Source organism: Paractinoplanes aksuensis (genome assembly GCF_024137025.1).
Taxonomy (GTDB): Bacteria; Actinomycetota; Actinomycetes; order Mycobacteriales; family Micromonosporaceae; genus Actinoplanes; species Actinoplanes aksuensis.
Window position 1 is genome coordinate 415,385 of the sequence record NZ_JAMYJR010000013.1, and the last position, 19,477, is coordinate 434,861.

The following is a 19,477-nucleotide window of genomic DNA, read 5'->3' on the forward strand; positions in this document are numbered from 1 at the left end:
GGAAGCCGAACGACGGCCCGTTGCTGGTCCATGGTGCGACTGTAGTAGTCCGGCCAACGGGAAGACTCGGCAACCTGTGGACGCGGACAGGCGTACGGGTCCCTGAGCCACTACCGTGACAGCGTGCGTGGCTCGGAGTGGGTTCCTGGGGTGCAGGCTGCGGCGAGCTATGAGGCTCGGTGGCTGCCCAAGGACGTCATGGCCGGGCTGGTGCTCACGACCCTGCTCGTGCCGCAGGGCATGGCGTACGCCGAGCTGGCCGGGCTGCCCGCCATCACGGGGCTCTACACGTCGATCCTGTGCCTGGTCGCGTACGCGATCTTCGGGCCCTCGAAGGTGCTCGTGCTGGGGCCCGACTCCGCGCTCGGCCCGATGATCGCGGCCGTCGTCGTGCCGATCGTGCTGGCCGACGGGGACCCCGGCAAGGCGGTCGCCCTCGCCTCGGTGCTGGCGCTTCTGGTGGGGCTGTTCATGACGGTCGCGGCCGTGGCCAAGCTGGGGTTCGTGGCCGATTTGTTGTCACATCCGACCCAGTTGGGCTACATCAACGGGCTGGCCGTCACCATTTTCATCGGGCAGCTGCCCAAACTGTTCGGCTTCTCGGTCGAGGGCGAGGGCCTTTTCGCCGACGTCAAGGGCTTCGTCACCGGGCTGGGCGACACCGTTCCCGCCGCCCTGGCCATCGGGGGCGGGGGACTGGCCGTCATTCTGGTGCTGCAGAGATTCCTGCCCAAGGTGCCGGGCATTCTGGTCGCCGTGGTCGGGGCCATCGGGGCCGTCACTCTGCTCAGCCTGGACGACGTCGACGTGGTGGGGCCGCTGCCGCAGGGGTTCCCACCGTTCACCATTCCGATCGTGACCCTCGGCGAATTGGGCATGCTCGCCGCGGCGGCGGTCGGCATCACGCTGGTCTCGGTCACCGACACCATTTCCACCGCCTCGACATTTGCCGCGCGGGCGGGGCAAGAGGTGCGTGGCAATCAGGAAATGGCCGGCATCGGGGCCGCCAATCTGGCCGCGGGGCTGTTCCAGGGGTTCCCGGTCAGCACCAGCGGGTCGCGGACGGCGGTGGCGGCCGCGTCGGGGGCCAAGACCCAGGTCACCGGGCTGGTCGGCGCGGTCGCCATCACGCTGATGCTCGTGCTGGTGCCGGGATTGCTCAAGGACATGCCGCAGCCGATGCTGGCCGCGGTGGTCATCGCCGCCTCCATCGGACTGCTCGACATTCCCGGCATGGTGCGGCTCTGGAAACAGCGCCGCATCGAGTTCGCGCTGGCCACGGCCGCGTTCTTCGGCGTCGCCGTGCTGGGCGTGTTGCCGGGCATCGCCGTCGCGGTCGCGTTGTCGGTGCTCAACGTGTTCCGCCGGGCCTGGTGGCCGTACCGCACGGTGCTGGCCAAGCCGGCCGGCGTCGACGGCTACCACGACGTAGCGCAATACCCGGACGGCGCCCACATCGGCGGCCTGGTGATTTTCCGGTTCGACGCGCCGCTCATTTTCGCCAACGCGCGCACCTTCCGCGAGGAGATCCGACGCCTCGCCCAGGCCGGGCCGAAATGGATCGTCATCGCGGCCGAGCCCATCACCGACGTCGACACCACCGCGGCCGACATGCTCGAGGAACTGGACGAGGAGCTCAACGCAAAAGGCATCTCGCTCGTGTTCGCCGAACTCAAGCACCCGGTCAAAGAGAAGATCGACCGGTACGAGCTGACCCGCACCATCGACCCCGCGCATTTCTACCCCTCCCTCGACGACGCGGTCGCGGCCTACGGCCAACGAGAAAGAGACAGCGCATGACGGCGATCTACGAGATCAACACATGGCCCTGGCTCGCCGAACTCGGTCAGGAATCGCTGGCCGACGTGCCGGGCGAGGTGTGGGACGAGCTGATCGGATTCGACGCGGTCTGGCTGATGGGCGTCTGGGAACGCAGCCCGGCCGGCCTGGCCATTGCCGCGGGCAACGCCGGCCTGCAAAAGGATTTCCACGCCGCACTGCCCGATTTGTCCCCGGCGGACATTGTCGGCTCGCCTTATTGCGTACGCAATTATGTGGTCGACCAAAACCTCGGGGGCCCCGGCGCGCTGAGAGAAGCACGAGCCCAACTGAAAAGCCGAGGACTCAAATTGATCCTCGATTACGTGCCCAACCATGTCGCCCCCGACCACCCGGCGATCACCGAGCACCCCGACTGGTTCATCAACGGCACGCCCCGCGACCTGGCCGACGACCCCGGCCGCTGGTTCGCCGCCGGTGACCGCGTCATCGCCCGCGGCAAGGACCCGTACTTCCCGCCCTGGCCCGACGTCGCCCAGCTCAACGCCTTCCACCCCGGCCTGCGCGCGGCGACCCGGGACGCGCTGCGCCGGATCGCCGAGCAGTGCGACGGCGTCCGGGTCGACATGGCCATGCTGGTCTTCAACGACATCTTCGCCGGCACGTGGGGCGACCGGGCCGGCGAGCGCCCGGCCGAGGAGTTCTGGCCCTCGATCCTCGCGCAGCTGCCGGACGACTTCCTGCTCATCGCCGAGGCCTACTGGGACACCGAGTTCGCGCTGCAGCAGCAGGGCTTTGATCTCTGCTACGACAAGCGCCTGTACGACCGGCTGGCCCACGAGGACGCCGCCGCCGTCCGCGGCCACCTGACGGCCGGGCTCGACTACCAGAACAAGCTGCTGCGGTTCATCGAGAACCACGACGAGCCGCGTGCCGCCACCGCCCTGCCCGGCCCGCGGGGACGGGCCGCCGCGGTCGCCATCGCCACCCTGCCCGGCTCGACGCTGTGGCACGACGGCCAGTTCGAGGGCCGCCGGGTCAAGCTGCCGGTCTTCCTGGGCCGCTTCCCCGACGAGCCGGTCGACGAGGGGCTGCGCGACTTCTACGACCGCCTGGTCGTGTTCAAGGACGCGGGCCAGTGGCAGCTGCTCGACACCTCCGACGTGCTCGCCTGGACCTGGCAGGGCGCCGGCTCGCGCCACCTGATCGTGATCAACTTCAGCGACGAGCAGGTCTGGACCCGCGTACGGCTGCCGTGGTCGTCCACCGGGAAGCAGTGGCGCCTGACCGATCTGCTCGACGGCCGCGTGTTCGACCGCGACGGCGCCGACCTGGACAACGGCGGCCTGGTCGTCGGCCTGCCGGCCTGGGGCGTCCACGTCCTGTCCGTGAAGTCATGACCGTCACAGAGCAGAGAACCAGTCGTTCTACAGATCCCGTACGAGGATGGGAGACGGCAAGGTGAAGGCGATCCACTCGTAAAAACCTGGGGGAGCACATGAAACCGACCATCGTCCTCGTGCACGGCGCGTTCGCCGAGTCGGCCAGCTGGGACGGCGTGATCAAACTGCTGCTGGCGGACGGCTACCCGGCGGTGGCCGTGGGCAACCCGCTGCGTGGCGTCAAGTACGACTCCGACTATCTGCGGGCCACGCTCGGCTCGATCCAGGGCGACGTCGTGCTGGTCGGCCACTCGTACGGCGGCATGCTCATCACCAACGCCGCCACCGGCGTACCCAACGTCAAGTCGCTGGTCTACGTGGGCGCGTTCGCCCCCGACCAGGGCGAGAGCGCGGGCGACCTGGCCGGCAAGTTCCCGGGCAGCACGCTCGGCGAGACGCTCAACCCGGTCAAGCTGCCCGACGGCAGCACCGACATGTACATCAAGCAGGACGTCTACCACCACCAGTTCGCCGCCGACTCGTCGCCCGCCGACGCCGCCGTCTGGGCCGTCACCCAGCGCCCGATCACCGAGGGCGCGCTGGGCGAGGCGTCCCCGGGCGAGGCGGCCTGGAAGTCGGTCCCGTCCTGGTTCCTGTTCGGCGACCAGGACCTCAACATCCCGGTCGCTTCGCACCGCTTCATGGCCGAGCGGGCCGGCTCGCGCCGCACGGTCGAACTGGCCGGCGGCTCGCACACGGTGGCGATTCCCGAGGCGGCCGCGCTGGTCGACCTCATCCGCGAGGCCGCCGCATGAAATAACGTCGTCGCATGACGACGGTGCTCGACAATCGCGCGCTCAACCGGGCCCTGCTCGCCCGCCAGATGCTCGACCGCCGGCACACCGGGCCGGCGGTCGACGCGGTGCGGCACCTGATCGGTCTGCAGGCGCAGGAACCGCACGAGCCGTACGTCGGCCTGTGGAGCCGGCTCGACGGGTTCGAGCCGGCCGAACTGGTCGAGTTGCTCGAGAGCCGCCAGGTCGTGCGCACGCTGCTGATGCGGCGCACGATCCACCTGGTCACGGCCGAGGACTGTCTCGAGCTGCGCGAACTGCACCAGCCGATGCTCGAGGCGCGGGTGCGGGCCGTGCTGCGCCGCGACCTCGAAGGGGTCGATCTGGGCGAGTTGGCCGCGGCCGGGTTGCCGCATTTCGCGCGTACGCCGAGCTTGCTGTCCGAAGTGGGCCGAGCCGTCGGTGAGCGGTGGCCCGAGGTGCCGGCCCGCGTGCTCGGGGACGCGCTCAGCTCGTACGTGCCGCTGGTGCAGGTGCCACCCCGGGGCGTCTGGGGCAAGTCGGCGCCGGCCCGCAACACGACGATCGAGGCCTGGCTGGGCCGGCCGGTGCCACCGGCCGGCACCGCCGACGACCTTGTGCTGCGTTACCTGCGGGCATTCGGGCCGGCCGCGTCGGCCGACATCCGGGCCTGGTCGGGGCTGAGCGGCCTGCGCGAGTCGATCAAACGGCTGCGCCCACAACTGCGCAGCTTCCGCGACCAGCGGGGTCGCGAGCTGCTCGACGTGCTCGACGGGCCGCTGCCCGATCCGGATCAGCCGGTGCCGCCGCGTTTCCTGCCCGCCTTCGACAACGTGGTGCTCGGGTTCGACGACCGCAGCCGGGTCATCGACCACGCGTACCGCGGGCACAGCGTCGAGGGTGCCCGGTTCCTGCTGGTCGACGGGCGGGTGGCCGGCAGGTGGACGCTGACCGGCGACACCCTGCGGGTGCTCCTGTTCCACCCGGTCGACGTCGATCCGGTGGTCGCCGAGGCGGAGGAACTGCTCGCGTGGCACGGCGTCGACGGACGTACTGTCATAGATGTCCGCGAATGACGGGGGGAGAAGCAGTCATGGATAATCTGGCCGGCCGCGAGTTCCACGCCGATCCGCATCCGTTCTACGCGCAGTGGCGACGCGAGGGCCCGGTCCGCGAGGTCCAGCTGGCCAGCGGGGCCGTCGTCTGGCTGATCACCCGCTACGACGACGCCCGGCAGGCGCTGACCGACCCTCGGTTCTCCAAGCAGGGCCGCAACAAGGGGCATCCGTCGGACACCATCGAGCGCGCCCTGTCCCGCCACATGCTGGCCGTCGACCCGCCCGACCACACCCGCCTGCGCCGCCTGGTCTCGGCCGCGTTCACGGCCCGCCGCATCGAGGCCCTGCGCCCGCGCATCGCCGAGATCACCTCGTCGCTGCTCGACTTCATGGCCGAGCAGTCCGGCCCGTTCGACCTGATCGACGCGTTCGCGTTCCCGCTGCCCATCCAGGTGATCTGCGAGCTGCTCGGCATCCCGGCCGAGGACCGCGACTCGTTCCGCCGCTGGTCCAATATCATCGTCGGCGGCGTCGCCTACCAGGCCGATTTCCCCGGGGCGGCCCAGGCCATGGTCGCCTACATCCGCGGTCTGCTCGCCGCGCGCCGATCCGACCCGGGCGACGACCTGCTCTCCGGCCTGATCGAGGTGCGCGACAGCGAGGACCGGCTCGACGAGGACGAGCTCATCTCGATGGTCTTCCTGCTGCTCATCGCCGGCCACGAGACCACGGTCAACCTGATCGGCAACGGCGCCGCCCTGCTGCTCACCGAGCGCGACCGCTGGGAGCGGCTGCGCGCCGACCCGGGCCTGCTGCCGACCGCGATCGAGGAATTCCTGCGGTACGAATCCCCGGTCGAGACGGCGACCTTCCGCATCACCAGTGAGCCCGTGACCATCGGCGGTCAAAACCTTCCCGCGTACGCCCCGGTGGTGATCGGTTTGTTGTCGGCGAACCGCGACGAGGCCCGCTTTCCCGACCCCGACGAGTTGCGGCTCGACCGTCCGCAGAATCCGCACCTGGCCTTCGGGCACGGCATCCACTACTGCCTGGGCGCCCCGCTGGCCCGGCTGGAGGCCCAGATCGCGTTCGGGGCCCTGATCGAGCGCTTTCCCGGACTGCGGCTGGCCGGACCCGCGTCCGAGCTGACCTGGCGGCCCGGGCTGCTGCTGCGCGGGCTGTTCACGCTGCCGGTGACCACGGGCCCCGAGTGATCGGCGGGGCGGGGGGTTTGGCAAGCTTCCGGGGGTGGAAGCACTCCGGCTGATCCTGCTCTTCGTCCACCTCATCGGGTTCGCGCTGCTGCTCGGCGGGGCGGTCGCCCAGCTGCTCAGCGGCAAGATCCGGATCAATCCGGCCGTGCTGTGGGGCTCGGTGATCCAGCTGCTGTCGGGGCTGGCCCTGGCCGCGCCGCTGCGGGGTGGCGGGGATGACGAGCCCAGCCCGGTCAAGCTGGGCGTCAAGCTGCTGATCGCGATCCTGATCTTCATCATGGTCTTCATTCCGCGCAAGCGCGAGGCCGTGAACAAGGGGCACTTCATCGGCATCATCACGCTGACCGTCGTCAACGCCGCGGTCGCCGTCTTCTGGCGCTGACCCAGCCCCTGTCGCCGGGTGTGGCGGTCGCTCTGCGTGCCTCCGCTCACCTTGCGGGCAGTGATTCGTGCGACAAAGCGCAGCGCGCCATTTCGCGCCCTTTTCCGCGGGCCCGGGTCTTCGACCAGATCGTCGCCCGGATCGGAGTCAGGTGAACGGATGATCTTCGGCGGCCGAATGGCGGCTCTCGGTTTCCGGGAAATGAACGGAAGGACCCCGCTGGGTCCGAATCGACTTCGCGGCGCACCCAAGCACCTCATCTGAGCTGCTAAAACGGTCATTGTTCCGGCCGCGCACGGAACGTCCGTTTTCGGCGGTGGCGTCGCAACAACCGGCATTGCCGGGTACGTTTTTGTGGTGGAAACAATGGCGTCGGGACTGTCGATCAGATTCTTATGTGAATCATAGATTCGCTGTGTATGGTCCCGACCGCAGGTTGATCAACTTCGCTTCGCCACGCCTTCAGGAGCGTTCCGCCATGGCCGACAGTATCGACGTCAGCGTCGTCATCCCTACGCACAGCGAGCGCCGGTGGGCCTCACTGTGTCGTACGGTCGCCTCCGCCCAGGCCCAGCTGGTGACGCCGGTCGAAATCATCGTCGTGGTCGATCACAACCCGGAGCTGTTCGAGCGGGCCAAGGGCGAGTTCGCCGGCGTCACCGTGCTTGAGAACGAGTCGGCTCAGGGCGCCTCGGGCAACCGCAACACCGGCGCCTTCCACGCCCGCTCCGAGCTGATCGCCTTCCTCGACGACGACACCGTGGCCCACCCGACCTGGCTCGGTCACCTGGCCGCGCCGTTCAGCGACCCGGCCGTGGTCGGCGCGGGTGGACTGATCGTGCCGGCCTGGGCCGACCACCGCCCGTCGTGGCTGCCGGACGAGCTGCTCTGGACGGTCGGGGTGTCGTACGCGGGAATGCCGACCTCGATCGCCGAGATCCGCAATGTCTGGTCGGCCAGCATGATGATCCGCCGGGAGGCGTTCGAGCGGGTGGGCGGTTTCCGGGTCGGCTTCGGCAAGCTGGGCGACCAGAACCGGCCCGAGGACACCGAGCTCTGCCTGCGGATCAGCGCCGAGACCGGTGGCCACTGGATGTACGTGCCGGACTCGGTCATCGAGCACGACGTGCCGCTCGACCGGTCGACGTTCCGGTTCTTCCTGCGCCGCTGCTTCGCCGAGGGCCGGGGCAAGGTGCAGATGGCCGGTCTGCTGCCGCGCGACCAGAAGCTCGGCGCCGAGCAGGACTACCTGCGCCGTACCCTGCCCCGCGCGGTCGCCCGCAACATCAAGGCGGCCACCCTGGGCCGGGGCGGCTACCACGCGCTGCGGGCGGTCACGGTGATCGCGGCGGTGGCCGCGGCGGGTGTCGGCGGCGGCGTCGAGGCGCTGGCCGCCACTCGCGCTTGATCTGCTGCGCGCGGTCCGGTCAGCCATTGGTCGATCCCGATTAACCCGGGCTTCGTAGCCTCCGGCCATGCGAAAGATCGTCCGCAACCTCGTGGCCGGGACCGGTGTCCTGGCCCTCACCCTGTCGCTGGCCGGCACCGCCTCGTACGCGGCCGGCCACCAGGTCTCCAAGCCCACGCTCACCGGCTGGGCCGCGCTGCCCGCCGGCACCTTCGTCCCGGGCAGCGAGCAGTCCGGCGCGCTGGTCACCGGCAACCTCAACGGCTTCACCGCGCCCTTCGCGGACCAGCCGATCCAGGGCTTCTCGGGGATCGCCGACAACGGGGACGGCACCTTCGACGTGCTCTCCGACAACGGCTACGGCAACCAGGCCAACTCGGGCGACTTCCTGCTGCGCGTGCAGCGGCTGGCCCCGGTCTTCCGCACCGGACAGGTCGACGTGCTCGGCGGCGTCAACCTGACCGACCCGGACAAGCTGATCCCGTGGGCCCTGACCCGCCCGGACCGGGTGCTGACGGGCGCCGACTTCGACCCCGAGTCGATCCAGAAGCGGCCCGACGGCTCGTTCTGGATCGGTGACGAGTTCGGCCCGTACCTGCTGCACTTCGACCGCGCGGGCCGGCTGCTCGACGCCCCGGTCGCGCTCGACGGCGTGACCGCGCCCGAGACCGCCGCCCGCACCGGCGCCACGGCGACCGCCCGCAGCAGCAAGGGCTTCGAGGGCCTGGCCCAGTCGCCCGACGGCCGCTACCTGTACGCGCTGCTCGAGGGCTCGATCACCGGGGACCCGGCCGGCGCGCTGCGGCTCAACGAGTTCGACCTGCGGGCCAAGAAATACACCGGGAAGCGCTGGACCTACCAGCTCGACAACCCGGACTTCGCCATCGGTGACGCGATCGCCGTCGACCGGAACCGTTTCCTGATCATCGAGCGCGACAACGGCCAGGGCGCGACGGCCGTGGTCAAGAAGATCTACCTGGCCACCCGGCGCGGCGACCGGCTGGACAAGACGCTGCTGGTCGACCTGATGAACGTGGCCAACCCGCGCCGGGTCGGCGGCTTCGGCCCGACCTTCACGTTCCCGTTCCAGACCATCGAGGACGTCGTGATCCTGGACGACCGCACGATCGCCGTCCTCAACGACAACAACTTCCCGTTCTCGACCGGCCGCAGCGCCACCGCGGCCGACAACAACGAGTGGATCACCATCGCGCTGCCGAAGTCCCTCGATGCGGACGAGCGCCTGCTCAAGTAAGCCTGAACGGGTCCCCGAGCGCCCGGCCGCCTTCTGGTGGCCGGGCGCTCGCTTTGTTTCGTTAACCACACTCTCCGATACCGCTGCGCACCTTTGAACCTAGCCTCCTAGGATGCTTAAGCGGAGTCGCCTGGCATCGCACCGAGCGTGGCGCGGAGAGTTCGGCTGATTCCCATGGCGGTCGGATCGCCGTCACCTGGGGTGACCGCGTTCAGCCATCGACAAGAGTGGACGGCGGGATCGGCCGGCGGGCCGGCGCGGAATGGACTGGTGGGGGAGGCCCCCGGTGGGCCGCGCGGGAGAGACTCTTCGTCAACCCCGAATGTCTAAAGTGGAGTGATCACTCCGTTACAAAGGGGACGCTAGGCTGATGAACGGTCAAGCGGCTCTCAAAGTGACATACCGGACAGGAGTGTGAATCATGACCGCACGCGCGCCGCGTGCTGATGCGTTGCGTAATCGGTCCCGCGTGCTGGCCGCGGCCGAGCAAGTGTTCGTGGCGCGAGGCACGGCGGTCTCCACGGAAGCGGTCGCCCGCGCGGCCGGCGTCGGCATCGGCACCGTCTTCCGGCACTTCCCGACCAAGGCCGCCCTCATCGAGGCGGTCTTCCGCGAGCGCCTGAGACGCTTCGGCGAGGAAGCCGACCAACTGGTCGAGGCCGACGACGCGGGCCAGGCCATCTGGATCTTCCTGAGCCGGGTGGCCGAGGTGGCCGCGGGCAAACAGGCCTGGGCCGACGCCTTCGCCGCGACCAACCTGCGCGACGCCCTCACCCCGGCCCGCGAACAGCTGCCGCGCGCGCTGGGCTCCCTGCTGTCCCGGGCCCAGGAACAGGGTGCGATCCGCCCCGACGTGACCGTCGCCGAGCTGGTCGCCCTCATGCTCGCCGTCTCCCGAGTCCCCGAACTGGACGCCGAGGGCGCCGCCCTGCGAGCCCGCGTCCTCACCATCGTCTTCGACGGCCTCCGTCCACAACCGTAGGGTGGGCGGATGCCCGCGCTCACCGTTGCCTGGATCGACGATCATTACGACCGGGAGAACGCGGGCGTCGGGCGCAGCCGTTTCGCCGAACACGTGTGGGTGCACGCCAAAGAGTTCGACGACTGCTGGGGCGACATCTCCCCGGTCAACTTCGCCTGCGTGGCCTGGCGGCTGGCCACCGCCCCGCATCTCGACCCGGGATTCGTACGACTTCACCGCCGCGTTTTGCGAGCCGAGTGCCGCCGCAACACCTGGGACGGGTCGCTCACCGTCGCCGTTGATCTCGTCGCGCCCTGGCCGGGCGAGCTGACCGCCTCCCGCGACTGGACCCGGGACCGCGGCTGGCGCGGCTGGCCCGAGACGTTCGGCCAGTTCCTCACGCCCTCGGCCGAGGAGCTCAGCCGCATCCCGCACCTGCGCTCCACCCTGACCGCCGAGGCGCCGCTGCCGCTGGCCGGACTGCCCAAGATCCCTGAGGACGCCGGTCCGGAGCTGCCCGATCTGGCCGAGCGCACGGTCGCCGTGCTCGTGCGCGAGCTCAACGACCTGCTCGCCCCGCTCGTCACCCGGCTGGAGGAGGCCCGGTGACCCGACTGCTGGGAGCCCTGCACGACGCCGCCGAGCAGACCGATGCCGTACGCGACCCGGATTCGAGCCTGTCGCGGCACCAGCTGCTCGAACGGGCGTCGGCCGTGGCCGCCGGGATCGCCGGGCGCCGCATGGTGGCCGTGCGGGCCACGCCCACCCTCGACACGATCGTCGTGATCACCGGGGCGTTGCTGGCCGGCGTGCCCGTCGTACCGGTGCCACCCGACGCCGGCGAGCTGGAGCGAGCCCACATCCTGGCCGACTCGGGCGCCGAGCTGATCGACGCGCGGGTCGCCGGACCCGACCGCGGTGTGCCCGGCGAGCCCGACCCCGGCGCGCCGGCCCTGATCCTCTACACGAGCGGCACCACCGGCCCGCCCAAGGGCGCCGTCATCTCGCGCCGGGCGCTGGCCGCCGACCTCGACGCGCTGGCCCAGGTCTGGCAGTGGACCCCCGACGACACTCTTGTGCACGGCTTGCCGCTGTTCCATGTGCACGGCTTGGTGCTGGGTGTGCTCGGCCCCTTGCGGATCGGCTCGCGGCTCGCGCACACCGGCAAACCCACCCCGCAGGCGTACGCGGCCACGCCCGGCACGATGTATTTCGGCGTCCCCACCGTCTGGTCGCGGGTGTGCGCCGCCCCGGCCGAGGCCCGCGCCCTGCGCCCGGCTCGCCTGCTCGTCTCCGGCAGCGCGCCGCTGCCCGCCCCCGTCTTCGACTCGCTGCGCGAGCTGACCGGCCAGGCCCCGGTCGAGCGCTACGGCATGACCGAAACCCTGATCACGGTGAGCGCCCGGGCCGACGGCGAGCGCCGCCCGGGCCAGGTCGGCCGCCCGGTCCCCGGCGTCGAGACGCGCCTGGTCGGCGACGCCGGCGACCCGCTGGACGAGCCGGACACGATCGGCCACCTGCAGGTGCGCGGGTCCACCCTGTTCGACGGCTACCTGGGCCAGGACCGGCCCGAGGGCTGGTTCGCCACCGGCGACGTCGCCACGATCGGCGCCGACGGCTGGCACCGCATCGTCGGCCGCGCCTCGACCGACCTGATCAAGACCGGCGGCTACCGGGTCGGCGCGGGTGAGGTCGAGGACGCGTTGCTCCTGCACCCCGCGGTCCGCGAGGCCGCCGTCGTCGGGACCCCGCACCCGGACCTGGGCGAGCAGATCACCGCGTACGTCGTGGCCGAAGGCGCCACCGAGCGCGACCTGATCGCCTGGGTCGCCGACTGCCTGGCCGCCCACAAACGGCCGCGGACCGTGCGGCTGCTCGACGCGCTGCCGCGCAACGCCATGGGCAAGGTCCAGAAGGGAGCCCTGCGGTGAGCCCGCAACTGGTGCTGCGCATCGACCGTTAGCCCAGCCGGGTCGTCACGATGCCGCCGTCGACGTCGAGCGTGGTGCCGTGAATCATCGACGCCGCGTCGGAAGCGAGAAACACCACGCCGTCGGCGATGTGCTGGGGGCGTACGACAACGCCGGCCGGCGTTCCGGCGGTCTGCCGGTCGAGGATCTCCCGGAAGGCCTCGTTGCCCGGCGTCAGGGTGACGCCCGGAGCGACCGTGTTGACCCGAACGCCCCGCGGCCCGAACTCGGCCGCCCAGGTCCGGGTCATCTGCTCGAGCGCGGCCTTGGTGGCGGTGTACATGGCCGCGAACGGCACACCGACCCGCGACATCCACGAGCCGACATTGACGATGACACCGGAGCCGCGGGCCGCCATCGCCGGCGCCATCGCCCCGACCAGAACGTGCGGCGCCCGTACGTTGACCGCCAGCATGGCATCGAGGTCGTGGTCGGCGAGGTCCGCCGTCGGCGTCGCCGGATAGATGCCCGCGTTGTTGACCAGGATGTCGACCTTCCCACCGAGCCTGGTCGTCGCGGTCCCGGCGAACTCCCTGATCTCCTCGTACGTCCCGGTCAGGTCGACCGGCACGAAATGCGCCACCCCGAGCTGCCGGCCCCGGTGCGCGTCGCGCCCGGCGGCCACGACCTCCGCTCCGGCCGCGGTCAGCGCCGTGGCGATGGCGGCCCCGATCCCACTCGTGGCCCCGGTGACGACAGCAGTACGTCCTTGCAATGAACTCATGCCACCCAGTTCAGGGCAGTGCCGGTCCGGGTGCCAGATCCCGTTCTGCCTGGGCACGGCATGACCAGGCACGGGCCCGGCCCACGACGTACGGTGAAGCAATGCCGCCGGACCGTGCCGCCCTGGGCGCCTTTCTGCGCTCCCGCCGCAGCAACCTCACGCCGGCGCAGGCGGGGATAGCGCCGTTCCCCGGGCCACGCCGGGTCCCTGGTCTGCGCCGGGAGGAACTCGCTGTGCTGGCCGGGCTCAGCCCCGACTACTACAGCCGCGTCGAGCAGGGACGGCAGGCGAACGTCTCGACCGAGGTGCTCGACGCGCTGGCCCGGGCCCTGCGCCTGAACGAGATCGAACGCTCCCACCTGCACGATCTGGCCGCGCCCGTCCGGGAGCGCAAGGCATCCGGCCCGGAAGCCCAGCAACGGCCCGATCCGGGGCTGCTGCGGGTGATGGCCATGCTCGACCACGTCCCGGTGCTGCTGCTGGGCGTCCGCTCGGAGGTGCTCGCGAGCAACGCCCTGTTGCGGGCCGTGCTGGGCCACCCGATGCCGCCGGGGTCCGTGCTCGCCCGGTGGGTGCTGCTCGACCCGGCCGCCCGTGAACGCCTGGCCAACTGGGAGGTCATCGCGCGCAACACGGTCGGCGCCATGCGCCGGGAGACCGGGCGGCGGCCGCACGACCGCAAGCTCCGGGCGGCCATCGACGAGATCCTGGCCGCGGACGCGCAGGCGGCCGAGTGGTGGGCGGACCAGCGGGTCGTCGACCACGCGTCGCTCGTCAAGCACATCCACCACCCGGTCGCCGGCGATCTGACCTTCGGCATCGAGGCGGTGACGGCGCCCCACGACCCGGACCAGGTTCTGGTCGTCTACACGGTCGAGCCCGACTCGCACACCGCCCGGGCCCTGCCGCTGCTGGCGTCCTGGCAGCTGACGCTCGCCACGCCGGAGGTCCCGATCTAGGCTCCCGGTATGGCAATCACCCTGTCCGCCGCGTGGGAGCTGAGCCGCCGGGATCACGGCCTGGCCATCGTCTCGACCCTGCGGGCCGACCAGACCATCCAGTCGTCGCTGGTCAACACCGGCCTCGTCGGCGACCGGCTGGCCTTCGTCACGTACGGCCAGGTCAAGCTGGCCAATCTGCGCGTCCGCCCGCAGCTGTCGGTGGCCTTCCGCGACGGCTGGCGCTACGCGACGGTCGAGGGCCGGGCCGAGATAGCCGGCCCCGAGGAGCTCGAGGCCGAAGAGCTGCGACTGCTGCTCCGCGAGATCTTCACCGCGGCCGGCGGCACCCACGACGACTGGGACGAGTACGACCGCACCATGCGAGAGCAGCGCCGCGCGGCCGTCCTCATCACCCCGACCCGCGTCTACGGCAGCTGAGCCCCGTCGAGCCACTTGGTCAGGTTGAGCATGTTGCCGTCGGGGTCGAGGACGTGGGCGACCCGTTGGCCCCACGGCATGTCGTTGGGCTGGTTGGGTGCGCTCCCGCCCGCTGACTCGACCGTGGGCAGCAGCGCGTCGACGTCGTCGACGTCGGCGCTCAGGATGATGCGTACGGGTGCGCCGGTCTCGGTGCCCTCCTCCTGGACGATGCCGAGCGTGGATTCGCCGATGCGCAACTCGATGTAGAACTCGGGGCCCTCGTCGGGCACCCGGAGGGTCTGCGTCGCGCCGAGCACTTTCTCGTAAAAGGCGCGCAGGCGGGGCAGGTCCGGTGTGCTGGCGATGGGCTGAATCGAAGTCATGTGCGGTAGACCCGGCGACCACCCGGAACTCATCGGTCAGCCGCCGACGCGGGCGAAGCGGACCTGTTTCCAGTTCCAGATCTTGGCCAGTTTGACCCGGTCGCCGGGCTTGGGGGCGTGCCAGACCTGGCCCGCGCCGGCATAGACGGCCACGTGGTATGCGCGGCGGCCGGTGACCCAGAAGACCAGGTCGCCGGGGCGGGCCGCGGCCTTGGTGATCTTGCGGGCGGCGCGGTACTGGGCCTGCGCGGTGCGGGGCAGCTTGATCCCGCCCTTGGCGTACGCGAAACCGGCCAGGCCGGAGCAGTCGAACGCGCTCGGCCCGCGGGCGCCGTACTTGTAGGGCTTGCCCTTCTGTGCCTGGGCGGCCGCAACGATCTTGGTGCCGCGGGCGACCAGGGCGGAGGTCGAGGCGGCGGCGGGTGACGGGGCGACGAGCAGGGTGGAGGCGATGGCCGCGGCGGCGAGAACGAGCAGCAGGCGGCGCAGCGTCGGGAAAGACAAGACGATCCTCGGTCCTTCAACCGCCTGCGAGGTTAGCTGTCGGATTAGGCCTGAAGGCGGCCCGCCGCTCGCGCGACTTCACCCCGAGCCGGCTCGAAAAGGCCGGCGCTGTGGTTCCCCCGTTCCCGCCCACTGAAGTTTCCTGTCGATGTCAGGTCGGGCCGCCCTCAGGTGGGCGGGACTCGGCGTCCCGGGGCGGCACGGGTTGACGATCGGCCGGGGTCGGCGAACCTGACGGTTTCGCAGCCGTCCCGGCCGCAACAGTTGTCACGGATCGGAATCCCCGGCGGAAGTCGTTCCGGACATCGGGGATCAGCAGGGAGTGACCGGTGCGATTTCCGGCGGCGGTATCGGTGACCCTCGTCACCCAATTCATGCTGATCAAGCCCGATTTCGCTCTCGGAGCGCAACCACTTCAACTACGCAGAGCAACCTAAGGCATCTCTTAGGTAGCTGTTGACATTGGACCGCGCTCAGGAAAGATGCCTGGCAATCGCAGGAGGTGCAGCGTGCAGGTGCCGGCTCCGTTCGAGTACGAGCGTGCCACCAGTGTGGACCAGGCCATCGGTCTGCTGGAACGTCTGGGCAGCTCAGCCCGTCTCGTCGCGGGCGGTCACAGCCTGCTGCCGATGATGAAGCTGCGGCTGGCGAACTTCGACTATCTGATCGACATCAACCCGTTGCACACAGAACTGGGCTATATCCGGTTCGCGGGCGAAGGAGCCGGCGGCGAGGTACGCATCGGGGCGATGACCCGGCACCGGGAGCTGCTCGAGTCCGACGAGCTGGCCGCCGCGTTCCCGATCTTCCGGGACGCCGAGCGGGTGATCGCCGACCCGATCGTGCGCAACCGCGGCACGCTGGGCGGCTCGCTGTGCCAGGCCGACCCGTCGGAAGACCTGTCGGCCGTGTGTACGACGCTCGACGCGAGCTGCGTCATCCGCGGGCCGGGCGGCGCCGAACGGGTCGTGACGATGGAGGACTTCCACGTCGGTCCGTACGAGACGGCGGTCGGTGACGGCGAGATGCTGACCGAGGTGCGGTTCCCGCTGCGCCCGGGCGGGGGCAGTGCGTACGAGAAGGTCGAGCGCCGCGCCGGGGACTGGGCCGTGGTGTCGGCCGGGGCCGCGGTGTGGCTGGCCGGCGACGGCACCATCGCCGACGCCCGGGTCGGGCTGGCCGCGGTCGGGCCCAACACCACCGGCATCCCGGAGATCTCGGCCGCGCTGCGGGGCCGCGAACCGGCCGAGGATCTGTACGAACAGGCCGGTGCGATCGCGGCGCGCAGCTGCGACCCGGCCACCGACCAGCGGGGCAGCGCCGACTACAAGCGCCACCTCGCCGACGAGCTGACCCGGCGGACGCTGCGTACCGCCGTGGCCCGGGCGAGGAGCTGAGCATGCAGGTCACGATGACCGTCAACGACGTCGAGGTGACGCGCGAGATCGAGGGCCGGCTGCTGCTCGTGCACTTCCTGCGCGACACGCTGAGCCTGACTGGCACGCACTGGGGCTGCGACACCAGCAACTGCGGCACGTGCGTGGTCTGGCTCGACGGCGAGCCTGTCAAGTCGTGCACCGTGCTCGCGGCCATGGCCGACGGGCACGAGGTCCGTACGGTGGAAGGCTTGGCCAAAGGGGCCGAGCTCGACCCGATCCAAGAGGGTTTCATGCAGTGCCACGGCCTGCAGTGCGGGTTCTGCACCCCGGGCATGATGATGACCTGCCGGGCCCTGCTCGACAAGAATCCCGACCCGACCGACGCCGAGATCCGCGAGGCCATCAGCGGCCAGATCTGCCGGTGCACGGGCTACTCGACCATCGTCCGGTCGGTGCGCTGGGCGTCCGTTCACGAAGCGGCGGCTGCTCAAGAGGCGGGGGCGCAAGCATGACCACAGTGGAAGAACCCCGGACCAGCACGTTCGACGACAACGACCAGAAGCCGGTCGGATTCGGCCGGATGTTGCGCAAGGAAGACCCACGGCTGCTGCGCGGGCGCGGCCGTTTCACCGACGACGTGCAGCTGCCGGGCATGTTGCACCTGGCCATCCTGCGCTCGCCGTTCGCCCACGCTCGCGTGGTGAGCGTCGACACCAGCGCCGCCGAAGCCGCGCCCGGCGTCAAGGCCGTGGTCACCGGCGAGACGCTCAAAGGGCTGGGCCTGGCCTGGATGCCGACGCTGTCGAACGACGTCCAGGCCGTGCTGGCCACCGACAAGGTGCGCTTCCAGGGCCAGGAGGTCGCGTTCGTCGTCGCCGACGACCGGTACGCGGCCCGCGACGCGCTCGAGCTGATCGACGTCGAGTACGACGTGCTCGACCCGGTCATCGACGTCCGGCAGGCCCTGGCCCCCGACGCCCCGCTGATCCGCGACGACCTCGAGGGCAAGACCGACAACCACTGCTTCGACTGGGAGACCGGCGACGCCGACGAGACCGAGGCCGTCTTCGCCCGGGCCGACGTCGTCGTCCAGCAGGACATCGTCTACCCGCGCGTGCACCCGGCCCCGATGGAGACGTGCGGCGCGGTCGCCGACTTCGACGCGGTCGAGGGCAAGCTCAAGCTGTGGTCGACCACCCAGGCCCCGCACGCCCACCGCACCCTGTACGCGATCGTGGCCGGCCTGCCCGAACACAAGATCCAGGTGATCGCCCCGGACATCGGCGGCGGCTTCGGCAACAAGGTGCCGATCTACCCCGGCTACGTGTGCGCGATCGTCGGCTCCATCGTCACCGGCAAGCCGGTCAAATGGATGGAAGACCGGTCCGAGAACCTCATCAGTACGGGTTTCGCCCGCGACTACATCATGCGGGGCGAGATCGCGGCCACCCGCGACGGCAAGATCCTGGGCATCCGCACCAACGTGCTGGCCGACCACGGCGCCTTCAACGGCACCGCGGCCCCGGTCAAGTACCCGGCCGGCTTCTTCGGCGTCTTCACCGGCAGCTACGACATCGAGGCCGCCTACTGCAAGATGACCGCCGTCTACACCAACAAAGCCCCGGGCGGGGTCGCGTACGCCTGCAGTTTCCGCATCACCGAGGCCGTCTACCTGGTCGAGCGGATCGTCGACTGCCTGGCCGCCGAGCTCGACATGGACCCGGCCGAGCTGCGCCTGAAGAACTTCATCCAGCCCGACCAGTTCCCGTACACGACCAAGACCGGCTGGGTCTACGACTCCGGCGACTACGAGCCCACGATGCGCCAGGCCATGGACATCGCCGGGTACGCCGAACTGCGCCGCGAGCAGGAAGAGAAACGGGCCCGGGGCGAGCTGATGGGCATCGGCATCTCGTTCTTCACCGAGGCCGTCGGCGCCGGGCCGCGCAAGAACATGGACATCCTGGGCCTGGGCATGGCCGACGGGTGCGAACTCCGGGTGCACCCGACCGGCAAGGCCGTCGTACGCCTGTCGGTGAAGACACAGGGGCAGGGTCACGAGACGACGTTCGCCCAGATCATCGCGGAAGAGATCGGCATCCCGCCGGCCGACATCGAAGTCGTGCACGGGGACACCGACCAGACACCGTTCGGCCTGGGCACGTACGGCAGCCGCTCGACCCCCGTCTCGGGCGCGGCCGCCGCATTGGTGGCCCGCAAGGTACGCGACAAAGCGCAGCTGATCGCCTCGGCCATGCTCGAGGTCACGGTGGCCGACCTGGAGTGGGTCAAGGGCTCGTTCCAGGTCAAGGGCGACCCCGGCAAGGCGGTCACCATCCAGCAGATCGCGATGCGGGCCCATGGCGCCGGCGACCTGCCCGAAGGTGTCGAGGGCGGCCTCGAGGCGCAGATCTGCTACAACCCGTCCAACCTGACCTACCCGCACGGCGCGTACATCTGCGTCGTCGACATCGACCCCGGCACCGCCCAGGTCAAGGTGCGGCGCTTCATCGCCGTCGACGACTGCGGCACCCGGATCAACCCGATGATCATCGAGGGTCAGGTGCACGGCGGCCTGACCGACGGCGTCGGCATGGCCCTCATGGAGATGATCTCGTTCGACGAGGACGGCAACTGCCTCGGCGCGTCCCTCATGGACTACCTCATCCCGACCGCGCTCGAGGTGCCCGACTGGGAGACCGGCTACACGGTCACCCCGTCGCCGCACCACCCGATCGGGGCCAAGGGCGTCGGCGAGTCGGCCACGGTGGGCTCACCGCCGGCCATCGTCAACGCCGTGGTCGACGCCCTCAAGCCGTACGGGGTCCGCCACGCCGACATGCCGCTCACCCCGTCCCGGGTCTGGGACGCCATGCGCGGCCGCGCCACCCCGCCGATCTGA

The 19,477-nt window shown here is 70.4% G+C and carries 19 protein-coding genes and 1 riboswitch; of the genes, 16 read left to right on the forward strand and 3 right to left on the reverse strand.

From position 1 onward, the window contains the following. Positions 1 to 123 precede the first annotated feature (123 nt). From M1L60_RS14560 to M1L60_RS14610, 11 genes are all read left to right on the forward strand, one after another. Positions 124 to 1,800: a SulP family inorganic anion transporter gene (locus M1L60_RS14560; protein ID WP_253237935.1), complete on the forward strand. Its 1,677-nt coding sequence runs from the start codon at positions 124 to 126 to the stop codon at positions 1,798 to 1,800. Next, the gene (locus tag M1L60_RS14565) at positions 1,797 to 3,179 is read left to right on the forward strand and encodes an alpha-amylase family glycosyl hydrolase (protein WP_253237936.1); all 1,383 of its coding nucleotides are present in this window, start codon (positions 1,797 to 1,799) and stop codon (positions 3,177 to 3,179) included. The genes M1L60_RS14560 and M1L60_RS14565 overlap by 4 nt, the downstream gene beginning before the upstream one ends. 98 nt (positions 3,180 to 3,277) lie before the next feature. Then, on the forward strand, positions 3,278 to 3,976 hold the full coding sequence (locus M1L60_RS14570) for an alpha/beta fold hydrolase (protein ID WP_253237937.1): 699 nt from the start codon (positions 3,278 to 3,280) through the stop codon (positions 3,974 to 3,976). 14 nt (positions 3,977 to 3,990) lie between these two features. Beyond that, positions 3,991 to 5,052 (forward strand): winged helix DNA-binding domain-containing protein, encoded by a 1,062-nt coding sequence (locus M1L60_RS14575; RefSeq protein WP_253237938.1) that lies wholly within the window; start codon positions 3,991 to 3,993, stop codon positions 5,050 to 5,052. 17 nt (positions 5,053 to 5,069) lie between these two features. Beyond that, positions 5,070 to 6,248, forward strand: a complete 1,179-nt coding sequence (locus M1L60_RS14580; protein WP_253237939.1) for a cytochrome P450 family protein — start codon at positions 5,070 to 5,072, stop codon at positions 6,246 to 6,248. Between the two features lie 34 nt (positions 6,249 to 6,282). Beyond that, a complete protein-coding gene (locus M1L60_RS14585) occupies positions 6,283 to 6,630 on the forward strand; it encodes a hypothetical protein (RefSeq protein ID WP_253237940.1) in 348 nt (115 codons plus the stop codon). Between the two features lie 478 nt (positions 6,631 to 7,108). Then, positions 7,109 to 8,038 (forward strand): glycosyltransferase family 2 protein, encoded by a 930-nt coding sequence (locus M1L60_RS14590; RefSeq protein ID WP_253237941.1) that lies wholly within the window; start codon positions 7,109 to 7,111, stop codon positions 8,036 to 8,038. A 67-nt stretch (positions 8,039 to 8,105) separates the two neighbouring features. Then, positions 8,106 to 9,293 (forward strand): esterase-like activity of phytase family protein, encoded by a 1,188-nt coding sequence (locus M1L60_RS14595; protein ID WP_253237942.1) that lies wholly within the window; start codon positions 8,106 to 8,108, stop codon positions 9,291 to 9,293. A 421-nt stretch (positions 9,294 to 9,714) separates the two neighbouring features. After that, entirely contained in the window at positions 9,715 to 10,275 is a 561-nt protein-coding gene (locus tag M1L60_RS14600) for a TetR/AcrR family transcriptional regulator (RefSeq protein ID WP_253237943.1), read from the forward strand. 9 nt (positions 10,276 to 10,284) lie between these two features. After that, positions 10,285 to 10,863 (forward strand): hypothetical protein, encoded by a 579-nt coding sequence (locus M1L60_RS14605; RefSeq protein WP_253237944.1) that lies wholly within the window; start codon positions 10,285 to 10,287, stop codon positions 10,861 to 10,863. Next, a complete protein-coding gene (locus tag M1L60_RS14610) occupies positions 10,860 to 12,185 on the forward strand; it encodes an AMP-binding protein (protein ID WP_253237945.1) in 1,326 nt (441 codons plus the stop codon). The genes M1L60_RS14605 and M1L60_RS14610 overlap by 4 nt, the downstream gene beginning before the upstream one ends. 28 nt (positions 12,186 to 12,213) lie before the next feature. On the opposite strand, the gene M1L60_RS14615 is transcribed toward M1L60_RS14610, so the two are convergent. Next, entirely contained in the window at positions 12,214 to 12,948 is a 735-nt protein-coding gene (locus M1L60_RS14615; protein ID WP_253237946.1) for an SDR family NAD(P)-dependent oxidoreductase, read from the reverse strand. Between the two features lie 101 nt (positions 12,949 to 13,049). Here M1L60_RS14615 and M1L60_RS14620 point away from each other — a divergent pair, with 101 nt between their 5' ends. Both M1L60_RS14620 and M1L60_RS14625 read left to right on the forward strand, forming a co-directional pair. After that, positions 13,050 to 13,907 (forward strand): helix-turn-helix domain-containing protein, encoded by an 858-nt coding sequence (locus M1L60_RS14620; protein WP_253237947.1) that lies wholly within the window; start codon positions 13,050 to 13,052, stop codon positions 13,905 to 13,907. 9 nt (positions 13,908 to 13,916) lie between these two features. Continuing rightward, on the forward strand, positions 13,917 to 14,327 hold the full coding sequence (locus M1L60_RS14625) for a TIGR03618 family F420-dependent PPOX class oxidoreductase (protein ID WP_253237948.1): 411 nt from the start codon (positions 13,917 to 13,919) through the stop codon (positions 14,325 to 14,327). Here M1L60_RS14625 and M1L60_RS14630 read toward each other — a convergent pair. Both M1L60_RS14630 and M1L60_RS14635 read right to left on the reverse strand, forming a co-directional pair. After that, positions 14,315 to 14,692: a VOC family protein gene (locus M1L60_RS14630; protein WP_253237949.1), complete on the reverse strand. Its 378-nt coding sequence runs from the start codon at positions 14,690 to 14,692 to the stop codon at positions 14,315 to 14,317. The genes M1L60_RS14625 and M1L60_RS14630 overlap by 13 nt on opposite strands. A gap of 36 nt (positions 14,693 to 14,728) precedes the next feature. Beyond that, on the reverse strand, positions 14,729 to 15,196 hold the full coding sequence (locus tag M1L60_RS14635) for a C40 family peptidase (protein ID WP_253237950.1): 468 nt from the start codon (positions 15,194 to 15,196) through the stop codon (positions 14,729 to 14,731). 5 nt (positions 15,197 to 15,201) lie between these two features. Further along, positions 15,202 to 15,354, reverse strand: a riboswitch (cyclic di-AMP (ydaO/yuaA leader). A 351-nt stretch (positions 15,355 to 15,705) separates the two neighbouring features. Here M1L60_RS14635 and M1L60_RS14640 point away from each other — a divergent pair. Genes M1L60_RS14640 through M1L60_RS14650 form a run of 3 tightly spaced genes read left to right on the forward strand, consistent with a single transcriptional unit; the run spans position 15,706 to position 19,477 of the window. Continuing rightward, a complete protein-coding gene (locus tag M1L60_RS14640) occupies positions 15,706 to 16,593 on the forward strand; it encodes an FAD binding domain-containing protein (protein WP_253237951.1) in 888 nt (295 codons plus the stop codon). A 2-nt stretch (positions 16,594 to 16,595) separates the two neighbouring features. Beyond that, positions 16,596 to 17,087 (forward strand): (2Fe-2S)-binding protein, encoded by a 492-nt coding sequence (locus tag M1L60_RS14645; RefSeq protein ID WP_253237952.1) that lies wholly within the window; start codon positions 16,596 to 16,598, stop codon positions 17,085 to 17,087. After that, positions 17,084 to 19,477, forward strand: coding sequence for an aerobic carbon-monoxide dehydrogenase large subunit (locus M1L60_RS14650; RefSeq protein ID WP_253237953.1), 2,394 nt, complete (start codon positions 17,084 to 17,086; stop codon positions 19,475 to 19,477). The genes M1L60_RS14645 and M1L60_RS14650 overlap by 4 nt, the downstream gene beginning before the upstream one ends.